The organism is Arthrobacter sp. Cza30, from assembly GCF_059090765.1.
On record NZ_JBNHGA010000001.1, the window covers coordinates 832,928 to 846,257 of the forward strand.

General features: G+C 70.9%; 12 protein-coding genes and 1 tRNA gene. 8 read left to right on the top strand and 5 right to left on the bottom strand.

The genetic code is table 11. From position 1 onward, the window contains the following. Positions 1-15 precede the first annotated feature (15 nt). The gene (locus tag AC5RVZ_RS03750) at positions 16-495 is read right to left on the bottom strand and encodes a DNA modification methylase (protein WP_494064424.1); all 480 of its coding nucleotides are present in this window, start codon (positions 493-495) and stop codon (positions 16-18) included. 156 nt (positions 496-651) lie between these two features. Here AC5RVZ_RS03750 and AC5RVZ_RS03755 point away from each other — a divergent pair, with 156 nt between their 5' ends. Together AC5RVZ_RS03755 and ispD are read left to right on the top strand one after the other, a co-directional pair. Then, the gene (locus AC5RVZ_RS03755; RefSeq protein WP_494064425.1) at positions 652-1,134 is read left to right on the top strand and encodes a CarD family transcriptional regulator; all 483 of its coding nucleotides are present in this window, start codon (positions 652-654) and stop codon (positions 1,132-1,134) included. 40 nt (positions 1,135-1,174) lie between these two features. Next, positions 1,175-2,380, top strand: coding sequence for a 2-C-methyl-D-erythritol 4-phosphate cytidylyltransferase (gene ispD / locus AC5RVZ_RS03760; protein ID WP_494064426.1), 1,206 nt, complete (start codon positions 1,175-1,177; stop codon positions 2,378-2,380). 16 nt (positions 2,381-2,396) lie between these two features. On the opposite strand, the gene AC5RVZ_RS03765 is transcribed toward ispD, so the two are convergent. Next, entirely contained in the window at positions 2,397-2,864 is a 468-nt protein-coding gene (locus AC5RVZ_RS03765; RefSeq protein ID WP_494064427.1) for a GNAT family N-acetyltransferase, read from the bottom strand. Between the two features lie 53 nt (positions 2,865-2,917). Beyond that, on the bottom strand, positions 2,918-3,847 hold the full coding sequence (locus AC5RVZ_RS03770) for an EamA family transporter (protein ID WP_494064428.1): 930 nt from the start codon (positions 3,845-3,847) through the stop codon (positions 2,918-2,920). Positions 3,848-3,887: 40 nt separating this feature from the next. Between AC5RVZ_RS03770 and cysS the strand changes: the two genes are divergently transcribed. The 3 genes from cysS to AC5RVZ_RS03785 all read left to right on the top strand — a co-directional run bounded on the left by cysS (position 3,888) and on the right by AC5RVZ_RS03785 (position 7,103). After that, positions 3,888-5,333 carry a cysteine--tRNA ligase gene (gene cysS / locus AC5RVZ_RS03775; protein WP_494064429.1) on the top strand — a complete coding sequence of 482 codons (1,446 nt, stop codon included), beginning with the start codon at positions 3,888-3,890 and terminating at the stop codon, positions 5,331-5,333. Next, positions 5,333-6,340 carry a 23S rRNA (guanosine(2251)-2'-O)-methyltransferase RlmB gene (gene rlmB / locus AC5RVZ_RS03780; protein ID WP_494064430.1) on the top strand — a complete coding sequence of 336 codons (1,008 nt, stop codon included), beginning with the start codon at positions 5,333-5,335 and terminating at the stop codon, positions 6,338-6,340. The genes cysS and rlmB overlap by 1 nt, the downstream gene beginning before the upstream one ends. Before the next feature lie 121 nt (positions 6,341-6,461). Further along, on the top strand, positions 6,462-7,103 hold the full coding sequence (locus tag AC5RVZ_RS03785; RefSeq protein ID WP_494064431.1) for an NAD(P)-dependent oxidoreductase: 642 nt from the start codon (positions 6,462-6,464) through the stop codon (positions 7,101-7,103). Between the two features lie 19 nt (positions 7,104-7,122). On the opposite strand, the gene AC5RVZ_RS03790 is transcribed toward AC5RVZ_RS03785, so the two are convergent. Both AC5RVZ_RS03790 and AC5RVZ_RS03795 read right to left on the bottom strand, forming a co-directional pair. Beyond that, positions 7,123-8,433, bottom strand: coding sequence for a DUF4032 domain-containing protein (locus AC5RVZ_RS03790; protein ID WP_494064432.1), 1,311 nt, complete (start codon positions 8,431-8,433; stop codon positions 7,123-7,125). An 80-nt stretch (positions 8,434-8,513) separates the two neighbouring features. Further along, the gene (locus AC5RVZ_RS03795; protein ID WP_494064433.1) at positions 8,514-9,617 is read right to left on the bottom strand and encodes an ABC transporter ATP-binding protein; all 1,104 of its coding nucleotides are present in this window, start codon (positions 9,615-9,617) and stop codon (positions 8,514-8,516) included. Between the two features lie 223 nt (positions 9,618-9,840). Here AC5RVZ_RS03795 and AC5RVZ_RS03800 point away from each other — a divergent pair, with 223 nt between their 5' ends. The 3 genes from AC5RVZ_RS03800 to AC5RVZ_RS03810 all read left to right on the top strand — a co-directional run bounded on the left by AC5RVZ_RS03800 (position 9,841) and on the right by AC5RVZ_RS03810 (position 13,319). Continuing rightward, a complete protein-coding gene (locus AC5RVZ_RS03800) occupies positions 9,841-10,812 on the top strand; it encodes a DsbA family protein (RefSeq protein ID WP_494064434.1) in 972 nt (323 codons plus the stop codon). A gap of 51 nt (positions 10,813-10,863) precedes the next feature. Continuing rightward, positions 10,864-10,936: transfer RNA gene (locus AC5RVZ_RS03805), tRNA-Thr, on the top strand. 67 nt (positions 10,937-11,003) lie between these two features. Further along, a complete protein-coding gene (locus AC5RVZ_RS03810) occupies positions 11,004-13,319 on the top strand; it encodes a hypothetical protein (RefSeq protein ID WP_494064435.1) in 2,316 nt (771 codons plus the stop codon). The last annotated feature ends 11 nt before the right edge of the window (positions 13,320-13,330 follow it).

Here is a 13,330-nt window from a genome sequence, read left to right on the forward strand (position 1 = left end):
TCGCCGAGCCGCGGCTCAGGGAGCCAGCGGCGCCAGGTAGTCCAGCGTGCCGTCGAGGACGGGCACCGAGACGAGGGCGCCTTCGCCGTCGCCGGACTGGAAGTAGGTGTCGATGGTCGAGCCCGGCATCGTGTCGAGGTCCTCGATGAGGAGCGGGTCCTCACCGTCCTCCGCGCCCAGGCTCAGCACCGTGTTGGCGGGCACCCGAACGGTCAGCGTGCTCGTGGACGACTCCCCGCCGAACTCGATGTTGAGGGTGTGCGAATCGTCGGTCTCGTTGATGAGCGCGGCGACGAAGTTGCCCTCGGACCCGTCCTCGCTCGCCACGATCTGCGCGTTTCGGACCTCGACCGGACCCGACTCGTAGACGTTGGTGCCTTCGGCGGGAGAGAAGATGATCGTCGTCGCCTGCGGCGAGATCATGCTGCATCCCGTCGTGGTGAGGACGAGCGCGGCTCCGACGGCGAGCGACGCGATCAGGCGCGAGTTCTTCACAGATCCTCCCAGGACGATGACGGGTTCCCATGCATTCTATGGGCACCCGTCCGCCCCCGCGGATCGACGCCCTCGAGCGCCGCGGGCGCCGAGGGCGGAGAACCTTAGCGTATTTCCGCTGTGGTATCCTGGAGGTTGCCGAAAGGACATAACTCCATGCTTTTTGAGGTTGGCGAGACGGTCGTATACCCGCACCACGGGGCGGCGACGATCATCGAGGTCAAAGACCGGATCATCAAGGGCGAGACGAAGAAGTACCTGAAGCTCAACGTGACGCAGGGCGACCTGATCATCGAGGTCCCCGCCGAGAACGTCGACCTCGTCGGCGTCCGGGACGTCATCGGCAAGGAGGGCCTGGACCGGGTCTTCGAGGTGCTGCGCGCCCCCTTCACCGAGGAGCCGACCAACTGGTCGCGCCGGTACAAGGCCAACCTCGAGAAGCTCGCGTCCGGTGACGTCATCAAGGTCAGCGAGGTCGTCCGCGACCTGTGGCGTCGCGACCAGGACCGCGGCCTCTCGGCCGGTGAGAAGCGCATGCTGGCCAAGGCCAAGCAGATCCTCGTGTCCGAGCTCGCGCTCGCCGAGAAGACCGATGAGGAGCAGGCGAGCGTCCTGCTCGACGAGGTGCTCGCCTCCTGAGTGACGCGGCGACCCTGCACGCGCCGGTACCGTGGGGGTCGTGACCATCACCCCCGTTCCGCGCGTCGGGATCATCGTCGTCGCGGCAGGTTCTGGAACCCGTCTCGGAGCCGGGGCGCCCAAGGCCTTCGTCGGAATCGACGGGCACACCATCCTGAGGCATGCGTTGACGGGCGTCTTCGCCGCGCCGTCCGCGCAGGTCGTGGTCGTCGCACCCGCCGGGCGCGAGGGGGACGCGCTGACCGAGGCGCTCGAGGCGGCGCCCGGGCGTCGCGACCTCGTCACCGTCGTGGCAGGCGGCGCCACCCGCCAGGCATCCGTCGCCGCGGGACTCGCGGCCCTGTGGGCCGACGTCGACATCGTGCTCGTGCACGACGCGGCCCGCGCCCTGACACCGCCCGAGGTCTTCGAACGGGTCATCGCGAGCGTGGACGCCGGGGCGGCCGGCGCGATCCCGGTGCAGCCGGTCATCGATACGCTCAAGCGCGTCGCCGATGACCGGATCATCGCCGCCGTTGACCGCTCGGAACTGTCGGCCGCGCAGACGCCGCAGGGATTCCGGCGAGACGTGCTCGATGCGGCATACGCCGCGGCGACCGCCGAATTCACCGATGACGCGGCCCTGGTGGCCGAGGCCGGTCATGCCGTCGCGGCCGTGCCGGGGCATCCGCTCGCCTTCAAGATCACCACGGCCGACGACCTCGATCGCGCGCGTCATCTCCTCTCCGAGGTCCCGCGCGGATCCGCCGCGGCAGGGCTCGCACGTGAGGTCGTCGCGCCCCGGGTCGGGATGGGCACCGATGTGCACGCGTTCGGCGGGGAGGGAGCCCTGTGGCTGGCCGGGCTCGAGTGGCCCGGGGAACAGGCACTGTCCGGGCACTCCGACGGCGACGCGGTGGCTCACGCCGTCGTCGACGCGCTGCTGGCCGCTGCCGGTCTGGGCGACATCGGCACGCATTTCGGCACCGATCACCCGGAGTACGCCGGTGCGCACGCCGACGTGTTCCTCCGGCGGACGCTCGTTCTCCTCGGGGAGGCGGGATGGCGTGTGGGCAACGTCTCGGTGCAGGTGCAGGCGAACCGGCCCCGCTTCGCCGCGCGCCGCAGGGAGGCCGAGGCTGCGCTCTCGGCCGCGCTCGGCGGTGCGCCCGTGTCGATCTCCGCGACGACCACCGACGGTCTCGGGTTCACCGGCGCCGGCGAGGGCGTCGCCGCCTTCGCCGTCGCGCTCGTCGTCCCGGCGTGAACCGGCGGACGCTTCTTCAGAGCGCGCGGGTCATGAAGATCGAGAACGGGTCGTCCGCGTAGCCCTCGAAGGGGCCGCATCGGACGAACCCTTCGCTCTCGTACAGGCGGACCGCCGCGGCGAAGTCGGGCGTGGAGCCGGTCTCCAGCCACAGGCTCGTCATGCCCCGCCGGTGCGCGTCGGCGACGATGTGGCGCAGCAGCGCGCGACCGGCGCCGCGGCCGCGGAAGCGGTCGTCCACCCGCATCGACTTGAGCTCGCCGCGGTGCGCATCGAGCGCCTTCAGCGCCCCCACCCCCGCGAGATCGTCGTCGATCCATGCCGACCACAGCGAGATCGACGGATGCCGCAGCGCATCGAGGTCCAGCGCGTGGACACTCTCCGGCGGCGACGACTCGTGCATGCCCGCCAGATGCCGCGTGATTAGTCGGCGCGTCGGTGCTCCGGAGAGGTCGTCGGGACGGATGTCGATCGTGAGGTGCATCGCCTGACAGTGTGCCAGGCGCGCGTTGCGGGCGTGTTTCGCGGGCCCGCGACTCACGCTTCGACGGCGTACGGGGCGGGATCCCGCGGTGCGCGCGATCCCCACGCCAGCAGCGCCAGCCCCGCGGCGAGGACCACGAGGCCGCCGATCGCGAGGAGCGACAGCCGCTCGCCCAGGACCGCGATGCCCAGGATGCTGGCGGTGAGCGGCTCGCCGAGGGTGAGCGTCGCCGCCGTGGCGGCGGTGAGGCCGCTCAGGCCCCACGTGAACAGCACGTAGGCCACAGCGATGGTGGCGATGCCCAGCCACAGAGCCATGACGATGCCGGGAGTCTGGCCGAGCCATGCCAGATCGACGAACGGCAGCGCGAGCGCGGACAGCGCGGCCGAGCTCGCGCCCATGGCTCCCACCACCGTGAACGGGTCCCACCCGTCGTCCAGCAGGCGCCGCTGCGCGTTGGCGATGACCGCGAACGATGCGCCGGCGCCGATCGAGCCGAGGAGCCCGACCGGATCGGTGCCGCCCGTCCCGCCCGCTTCTCCGCCGAAGCCGAGCAGCACCACCCCGAGGGTCGCGAGGGCCGTGGCGCCCATCCACGTCGCGGACGGCATCCTCCTCGTCAGCGCCCATTCGAGCAGTCCGGCGAGGATTGGCGCCGACCCGAGGGCGACCACCGTGCCCACGGCCACGCCGTTGCGCTCGGTGCCGAGGAAGAACAGCGGCTGGTAGACAGCCAGGCATGCGCCGGTCAGCACCATGAGCGAGACGGCACCGGCGGTCAGGCGCGGGCGCGGAGCGCGGCCGGGGCGGCGCCGGGCGTGGCGCGCAGCGAGGAGGAACGCCAGGAGCGCGAGGCCCGTGCCGCCGATGACCATGCGCGTGACGCCGATCGACAGCGGCGTGGTGCCGGCGGGGCCCAGCGCCTGCGATGTGCCCGTCGTGCCGAACAGCATGGCTGCGATGAGGACGGCGAGGACATGCACCTCCCATTTCTAGCGGAAACGCGGCCGGTAGGCTGGTGCGGTGACGATCCAGCTCTACGACACCAAGGCGCAGACCCTGCGCGACTTCGTGCCGCTCGATCCGCGGAACGTCACCGTCTACGTCTGCGGCCCCACCGTGCAGTCGGGTCCCCACATCGGGCACCTGCGCGGCGCGCTGAGCTTCGACATCCTGCGGCGCTGGCTCGCGCACCGCTTCGAGCGCGTCACCTTCGTCCGCAACGTCACCGACATCGACGACAAGGTGCTGGCAAACGCCACAGACGGCGAGCCGTGGTGGGCGCTGGCGTACCGCATGGAGCAGGAGTTCTCGCGCGCCTACGCCGCGATCGGCATCCTGCCGCCGACGTACGAGCCGAGGGCGACGGCGTCCATCCCGCAGATGCAGGAGATCATCCAGCGCCTGATCGACCGGGGCCACGCGTACGCCGCGCCCGACGACTCGGATGCCGCCGGCGACGTGTACTTCGACGTGCGCTCGTGGGCCGACTACGGCGCGCTCACCCGTCAGAGCCTCGACGCGATGGAGCCCGCGTCCGACGCGGACCCCCGCGGCAAGCGGGACCCCCGTGACTTCGCGCTGTGGAAGGGCGCGAAGACCGGCGAGCCGGATTCCGCCGCCTGGGCCTCCCCGTGGGGCGTCGGGCGTCCGGGATGGCACATCGAGTGCTCGGCGATGTCGCGGCGATACCTCGGCGCCGAGTTCGACATCCACGGCGGCGGGCTGGATCTGCGGTTCCCCCACCACGAGAACGAACTGGCCCAGTCGGCCGCGGCCGGCGACGGGTTCGCGCGCTACTGGGTGCACAACGGGCTCGTGACCGTCGGCGACCAGAAGATGTCCAAGTCGCTCGGAAACTTCATCCTCGCCGCCGACGTGCTGCGCGAGCGCGACCCGCTGGTCGTGCGGTACGCGCTCGCCGCGGCGCACTACCGCTCGAGCCTGGACATCACCGCGTCGAGCTTCGACGAGGCCGAGGCGGCGCTCGAACGGATCCGCGGCTTCCTCACCCGGGCTTTCCGCGCCGCGGGCGGCGGACTCGGCTGGTTCGCCGGTGACCTGCCGCCGTCGTTCGCCGCGGCGATGGACGACGACCTCGGCGTGCCGCAGGCGCTGGCCGCGCTGCACGAGACGGTCCGGTCGGGCAACGCCGCGTTCGACCGGGGCGAGACCGACGCGGGGCTGGCGGCCGGGCAGGCGACGCTCGCCATGACCTCGGTCCTCGGCCTGAACCCGCTCGACGCGATGTGGGGGAGCGCGGATGCCTCACCCGAGGCGTCGGCACTGGACACGCTCGTGCAGAGCATGATCGCGCAGCGCGCCCAGGCGCGCGCCGCGAAGGACTGGGCGACCGCCGACCGTATCCGCGATGCCATCGCGACGGCCGGCATCGTCCTCGAAGACACCGCAGACGGGACGCACTGGAGCATCGCGGATGCCCCGTCCCGCGTGAAGGAGAGCATCTGATGGCCAAGCCAGGCCGCCCCGGGGCGGGCAACAGCAAGAAGAAGGGCCCGACCAAGGGCACAGGCGGCCACGGGCGCAAGTCGCTCGAGGGCAAGGGGCCCACGCCGAAGGCGGAGGACCGCAGCTGGCACGTCGCCGGCAAGCGCAAGGCTGCGGCCGAGCGCTATGCCGCCGCGGGCGGCAAGGGGCGGCCGGGCCAGCGACCGGCGCAGGGATCGAACGCGAGCCGCGCCCCCAAGGCGAAGGGCGGCGACGACACCGAGACGGTGACCGGCCGCAACTCGGTGCTCGAGGCGCTGCGGGCCAAGATCCCGGCGACGGCGCTGTACGTCGCGCAGCGCGTGGAGATGGACGACCGGGTCAAGGAGATGCTGTCGATCGCCACCCACCGCGAGATCCCGGTGCTCGAGGTGACCCGGCCGGAGCTGGACCGCATGGCCGGCTTCGACGGCGTGCATCAGGGGGTGGCGCTGAAGGTGCCGCCGTACGAGTACGCCCACCCGCAGGACCTGCTCGAAGAGATCATCGCCGACGATCAGGTGCCGCTGCTGGTCGCCCTCGACGGCGTGACGGACCCGCGCAACCTCGGTGCGATCATCCGCTCCACCGCCGCGTTCGGCGGGCACGGCGTGATCATCCCGCAGCGCCGCTCGGCCGGCGTCACGTCCGCCGCATGGAAGACGAGCGCGGGCGCGGCGGCGCGTACGCCCGTCGCCATCGCACCGAACCTGACGAGCACGCTCAAGGAGTTCAAGAAGCAGGGCGTCTTCGTGCTCGGACTCGACGGCGGCGGCGACGTCGCTCTGCCTGCGCTGGAGCTCGCCGACCGGCCGGTCGTGATCGTCGTCGGCTCCGAGGGCAAGGGCCTGTCGCGCCTGGTGACCGAGACGTGCGATCAGATCGTGTCGATCCCGATCTCGTCGAGCACCGAGTCGCTCAACGCCGGCATCGCGGCATCCGTCGCCCTCTACCAGGTCTCGACGCTGCGGGCGGCCGCCGACCGCTGACCGCTCGGCCGGGCAGGCCGCTGCAGCGGGCGCCGGCGCGCCCGAATACATCCATGGGAATGGATCTTTCGTGCGCAGGGTTGCACCCTGTCGACCGTCACAACTCGTCGAAAGGGACAGCATGGCTCGCATCGCCGTCATCGGAGGAACCGGATACGCCGGCAGGCACATCGTCGAGGAGGCGGTGAAGCGCGGACACACGGTGGTCTCGGTCGCCCGATCGCTTCCCGCCGAGCGCGTGGAGGGAGCCACGTACGTCGAGGGGACGCTGCTGGACGTGCCCGGCCTGGTGTCGGAGCTGGAGGATGTCGACGTGGTCGTGTCCACCGTGCCCGCCCGTGGCGAGATGCTCGGCAAGGTGCGACCGAGCCTGGCGGAACTGGTGCGGGAGCTTCCGCCGCACGTGCGCGTCGGCGTCGTCGGCGGCGCGGGCGGCAGCCTCGTGGAGCCCGGCGGTGAGCGCCTGATCGACCAGCCCTCGTTCGCGGAGGAGTACAAGCCCGAGGCCTTCGAGGCCATCGGGATCCTCGAGGACCTGCAGGCCGGCGCCAAGGGGCGGGACTGGTTCTACGTCCACCCGGCCGGAGGGTTCGGCGCGTGGAACCCCGGCGTGCGGACCGGCACCTACCGGCTGGGCGGTGCCGTGCTCGTCACCGACGAGAACGGCGAGTCGTACATCTCCGGTGCGGACTTCGCCGTGGCGGTGCTCGACGAGATCGAGGACCCCAAGTACTCGCGCGAACGCTTCACCGTCGGGTACTGACGCTCGCCGGAGCGGCCGGTCAGACCAGATCGCGCCAGTCGATCTCGTCGTCGTCGTCGTCCGCGACGGTCGGCCCGCTCCCGGTGATCGCCGACATCGACACCGTCTCGGTGGGCGGGCCCATGAGGGTCGCCTCGTCACGACGGTGTCGCAGCACCGTGTCGATGTAGCTGGTCAGCACCTCGGCCAGGGGCACCGAGCGCCCGCGGGCCTGAGACATGTACCACCGGTGCTCGAGCACCTGGTGGAAGACCTCCGCCGGCTCGAGCTTGGCGCGCAGGTCCCACGGGATGGCCTTCACGACGGGCTCGAAGACTCGGGTCAGCCACTCGTGCGCGACCATCTCCTCGTCATCGCCGAGGCGCGAGATGCGCGCCCGGAACTCGTCCAGGTCGTTCAGGAGGCGCCGGGCCTGGTTCTCCTCGACGTCGAGACCGGTGAGGCGCAGGAGGCGGCGCTGATGATGGCCGGCGTCCACCACCTTCGGCTGGATCGACACCTTCGCGCCGTCGGCCGTCGCCTGGATCGACATCTCGCCGATGTCGAAGCCGAGGTCGTTCAGGCGCTGCACCCGCTCGGTGAGGCGCCACGCCTCATCCGCACCGAACGTCTCCTCGTCGGTGAGCGCGGCCCACAGCGCGCGGTACGACGACACGATGCCGTCCGCGACGGCGATCGCATCCACGCCGCCCTCGAGCCGTCCGCCCGCCGCCAGGTCCATGATCTCGCCGGCGATGTTCGTGCGGGCGACATCCAGGTCGTGGGCACGCTGCCCCGGTGTGAGCCCGCTCTCGTGCAGCTCACCGGTCTCGGCGTCCACGAGGTAGGCCGCGAACGCGCCGGCATCACGGCGGAACAGCGTGTTCGACAGCGACACGTCGCCCCAGAAGAATCCGACGTTGTGCAGCCGCACGAGCAGCACGGCGAGCGCGTCGACCAGACGCGTGGCGGTGTCGGGGCGGAGCACCTGGGTGAACAGGGCACGGTAGGGGAGGGAGAACTTCAGGTGCGCGGTGACCAGTGCCGCCGGAAGCGGCTCGCCGGATTCGTCGGTGCGGCCGGCGATCACCGCGACCCGCTGCACGCACGGCACGTCCAGCCGGTCGAGGTTGCCGAGCATGTCGTACTCGCGCCGCGCCATCGCCTCGGTCGTCTCCTTGATCGCCACGACGCGGCCGGACAGGTTCGCGAAGCGCACCAGGTGGCGTGAGATGCCCTTGGGCAGGTAGACGATGTGGTTCGACGGCCAGTCGGCCAGCGGCGTCGACCACGGCAGCGTCAGCAGGCCGGCGTCGACCCTGCTGGCCGTGATGCTCAGTGCGTCGGGCACGTCACCTCCGGATCGGATCGCTGCGCGGAAATGCGCAACGGCGCGGGGGAGTGATCCACCCGCGCCGTTGCGACGATATGTCAGGCCGAGACGACCGGCTTGTCGTTCAGGCGCTCGCCGGTCTCCAGGTCGAACGCGTGGACGTGGCCGGGGGCCGCCGCGAGGGTGACCGTGTCGCCCGCCATCGGGTGGCTGCGGCCGTCGACGCGTGCGACGATGTCGGTGCGCTTGCCGTTGATGTCGGTGTGGCCGTAGAGGTAGCCGTCCGCGCCGAGCTCCTCGACGAGGTCGACGACCACCGAGAGGCCGCGGCCGTCGGCGGGGCCGACGACGATGTCCTCGGGGCGGACGCCCACGGTCACCTGGCTGCCGTGCGCACGGCCGACCGTGTCACGGTCGAGCGCCACGACCTCGTCGCCGAAGCGCACGCCGCCCTCGGCGAGGTCCGCCGGGAACAGGTTCATCGCCGGCGAACCGATGAAGCCGGCGACGAAGACGTTGTTCGGCTTCTCGTACAGGTCACGCGGGGTGCCCACCTGCTGCAGGATGCCGTCCTTGAGCACCGCGATGCGGTCGCCCATCGTCAGGGCCTCGGTCTGGTCGTGCGTGACGTAGACCGTGGTGACGCCGAGGCGGCGCTGCAGCGACGCGATCTGCGTGCGGGTCTGCACGCGCAGCTTCGCGTCGAGGTTGGACAGCGGCTCGTCCATGAGGAACACCTGGGGCTGACGCACGATCGCGCGGCCCATGGCGACACGCTGACGCTGACCACCCGAGAGGGCCTTCGGCTTGCGCGTGAGGTACTGCTCCAGGTCGAGGAGCTTGGCGGCCTCGAGCACGCGCGCGGCGCGCTCCTCCTTGCCGATGCCGGCGATCTTCAGGGCGAAGCCCATGTTCTCGGCGACGGTCATGTGGGGGTACAGCGCGTAGTTCTGGAACACCATCGCGATGTCGCGGTCCTTGGGCGGCACGTCGGTGACGTCACGGTCACCGATCAGGATGCGGCCCGAGTTGACCTCTTCGAGGCCCGCGAGCATGCGCAGGGACGTCGACTTTCCACAGCCGGAGGGTCCGACCAGGACGAGGAACTCCCCGTCGCCGACCTCGAGGTTGAGCTTGTCCACAGCGGGGCGCGTGCCCCCGGGGTACAGGCGAGTCGCGTTGTCAAAGGTGACGGACGCCATGTTCTCTTCTCCTTCACCGGCAGGTACGTGCCGGACGATCCGTAGTGATGGATGAGCGGGGGCAACCCGCGCGCCCGCCATCGGGCGCAGGAACAGTATGACACGGCGCGCGCGAAGGCCGCGTCTGGGCATTTCCCAGGGTGGGTTACTAGCATCGTGGACGGCCGCCTTCCGTGCGGCAACCGCCGATCAATCGGCCAAATCTTCCGTCCCGAGAGGTTCCATGTCGAGCGACGAGTCATCGAACGCCGCGACCAGCGAGCGCCGCGACGCGGTGCGCGAGAAGGCGCAGCTGGTGAAGGCGCGACAGTCGCGGGCGCGCATCATCCGCCGCGTCTCGCTGGCGGTCGTCGCCATCGCCGTCGTCGTGGCCGCCGCGGTCGTGGTGACGTGGACGGTCTCCTCGAGCGCGTCCCGTCCGGTGATGAGCCCGGCCAACGTCGTCGACGACGGCTTCATGGTGACGGGTGTGACCGGCGTCGGGCTCGCCGGCGGCGAAGCCGACGCCGAAGCGGGTGAGGCGGCGGCGGCCACACCCACCGCCGAAGCCGCCCCCGAGGAGCAGCCGACGCCCACCGCGACGCCCACTGCCGCGCCGGCGGTCGACATCCGCGTGTACGTCGACTACCTCTCGACCGGCTCGCGCGACTTCCAGCTCTCCAATGTCGAGCAGCTGTCGGAGTGGGTCAGCGAGGGTGCCGCGACGCTGTCGTACTACCCGGTGGCGATGCTGACCGCCAAGTCCAACGGCACCAAGTACTCCCTGCGCGCCGCCGCGGCCGCGGCCTGCGTGGCGCAGCACTCCCCGGACTACTTCTTCGCATACAACAACGCGCTGCTCTCAGAGCAGCCCGACGTCGAATCGGACGGCTACACCGACACCGAGCTCGCCGATCTCGCCATCGCCTCGGGCGTCGACGGGCCCAAGGTCGTCCGCTCGTGCATCGAGAAGCAGTCGTACGTCTCATGGGCGCGCACCGCGACCGAGCGGGCGCTCAAGGAGCTGCCCGGCACCGACGGCGTCTCGCTGACGGGGACGCCCATGGTGCTCGTCAACGGCACGCAGTACGTCGGCGCACTGGACGACCCGAAGGAGTTCGCCCAGTTCGTGCTGACGGTCGCGAGCGATGCCTACTACAAGGCGACGCCGACCCCGACGCCCACGGCCACGCCCACACCGACGCCCGCATCCTGACGCCCGCCCGGTCGTCGGGCGCGCACCGCAGCCCGGTAGACTGAGCGCTCTGCCGGCTTGGCGCAATTGGTAGCGCACCTAACTTGTAATTAGGGGGTTACGGGTTCGAGTCCCGTAGCCGGCTCGGTGTCCGATTCCATCCTGTGGCCGGCTCAAGATCCGGCAAAGCAACGCGGAGTGGCGTAATACGCATGGCGATCCGTCGTCTCTTCGGCAGGAGCGGTGCCCGAGCCGCCCTGGGGGGAGACGCGTTGATCCTTCCCGGACGCGTGGAGGAGCGCCAAGACCAGCGCTCGGACCGATCGCGCGGTGAGAAGCACGCCCGTGCGCGCCCGGCGCCGCCGGCGGCGCCGAGCTCCTCCAGTCCGCGAGAGCCGCCTCGCCGGTTCCATCCGGCGGCGCTGGTCCTTCTCATGTGTCTGGCCGTGGCGGGGGCCTCCGCCCTTCTCGCGATCGCCGCAGGCGGTGCGCATGCCCACGTCGTGGCCCGGCACCCGGCTCCCGATTCCGCGACCGTTCCCGCCGGCACCGGGATCCACGCCCGGTTGGACATCGGGCGGCTGAGCCCCCGGCAGGAGTTCACCATCGCGGTCCTGCAGGACGGTGACGTCATCGCCGGACGCAGCACCCAGGACGGCGGAACGGTGTCGTTCACGCCCGACGCGCCGCTTCCCGTCGGACAGTACGCGGTGCAGGTGCAGACGCGGTCCTCCGAGGACGCCGTCGTGGACGCGTGGTCGTTCACCGTGCCGCCCGCGCCGGATCCCGCGCAGGGACTGGGCGGCAGCATCCTGCTGGTGGCACGCGAGCAGACGCGCGACGCCTACCTGGCCGAGATCCTTCGCGCCGAGGGTTTCACCGGCTTCGACACGGTCACGCCCGAGCAGGTGACCGATGACGCGCTCGCCGGCCATGCCGTCGTCCTTCTCGGCGCCGGCAGCGCGACAGGACCCCACGTCGCCGCCCTGGAGTCGTGGGTCCGAGGCGGCGGGGATCTGATCGCGATGAAGCCGCAGGGCCCGTTGTCGCAGCTGGCCGGACTGACGGCGACCGGCGAGACGCTCGCCGATGCCTATCTCGCGATCGACACGTCCCAGCCGCCCGGCGCCGGGATCACCGCCGGCCCGATGCAGTTCCACGGGGACGCGCTCGTGTACGAGGCCGCACCGACGAGCCGCATCGTCGCCGCGCTGACCGCCGACCCGCAGGGCCCCGGCGCGCTGCCCGCCGTGACGCTGACCGAAGTGGGCACCGCGGGCGGCCGGATCGCCGCCTTCAGCTACGACCTCGCCACCTCGGTGATGTACACGCGGCAGGGGGATCCGGCGAGGGCGGGGGAGGAGAACGACGCTCTCGCGCCCATCCGTGCGAACGATCTCTTCATGGGGTCCGACGGAGAGGCCGACTATCTGGACCTCTCGAAGATCGGCATCCCCCAAGCAGACGAGCAGATGCGGCTGCTGAGCAACGTGCTCATCGGACTGCACGCGGACACCTCGCCGCTGCCCCGGTTCTGGTACCTGCCTCACGGTGAGGAGGCCGCACTGGTCATGACCGCGGATGACCACGGGACGTGGGACGGCTCCGCACGGTTCTTCGACCGGATGCTCGCCGCCTCCGACCCAGGATGCGACGTGGATGCGTGGGAGTGCCCTCGCGCGACGACGTGGCTGTACCCGTCGACGCCGTTGGCCGCCGACGACGCCAGGAGCTACGCCGATGCGGGGTTCGATATCGGCGTGCACGTCACCACCGACTGCCGCGACTGGACCGAAGCGTCGCTCGATGCGGCGTTCGTCGCCTCGGTCCTGGACTTTCGGCGCCGCTTCCCCGCGCTCCCGCCCCAGACCGGTCATCGACTGCATTGCATCGCCTACAGCGACTGGCTGGGTCTGCCGGCGGAGCAGGAGCGATGGGGCATGCGACTCGACATGAACTACTACCACTGGCCGCCCGACTGGGTCGGAGAGGAACCCGGGTACCTCACCGGCTCGGCACTGCCCATGCGGTTCAGCGACCTCCACGGCCGGATGCTGAACGTCTTCCAGCAGGAGTCGCATCTGGTCAACGAGACATGGCTCGGATCAGCAGAGGCCATCGAGGGGCTCATCGCCGCCGCGCGGGATGATCGCGGATACTACGGCGCGTTCGGAACGCACTTCGACTTCAGCGACGACTTCGACCGCACGCTCATGGAGGCGGCGCTGCGTCTGGATGTGCCGATGGTCTCCGCGCAGCAGCTGCTCGAGTTCACCGAGGGGCGCGAGGCCTCGCGCTTCGACAGCGTCGTCCAGACGGGAGCGGGCGACATGTCCTTCGACGTGCGGGTGGACGCGCGCGTGCGGGGTCTGCTGCAAGGCATGCTGCCTCTGGAATCGGGGGGCCTGACGCTCACCTCGCTCACGGCGGACGGAGCGCCGGTCGACTACGAGGTCAGGCTGGTCAAGGGCATCCGCTACGCCTTCTTCGAGGCGGGCGACGTCCATTACGAGGCCGCCTACCGCTGAGCATCCATCAG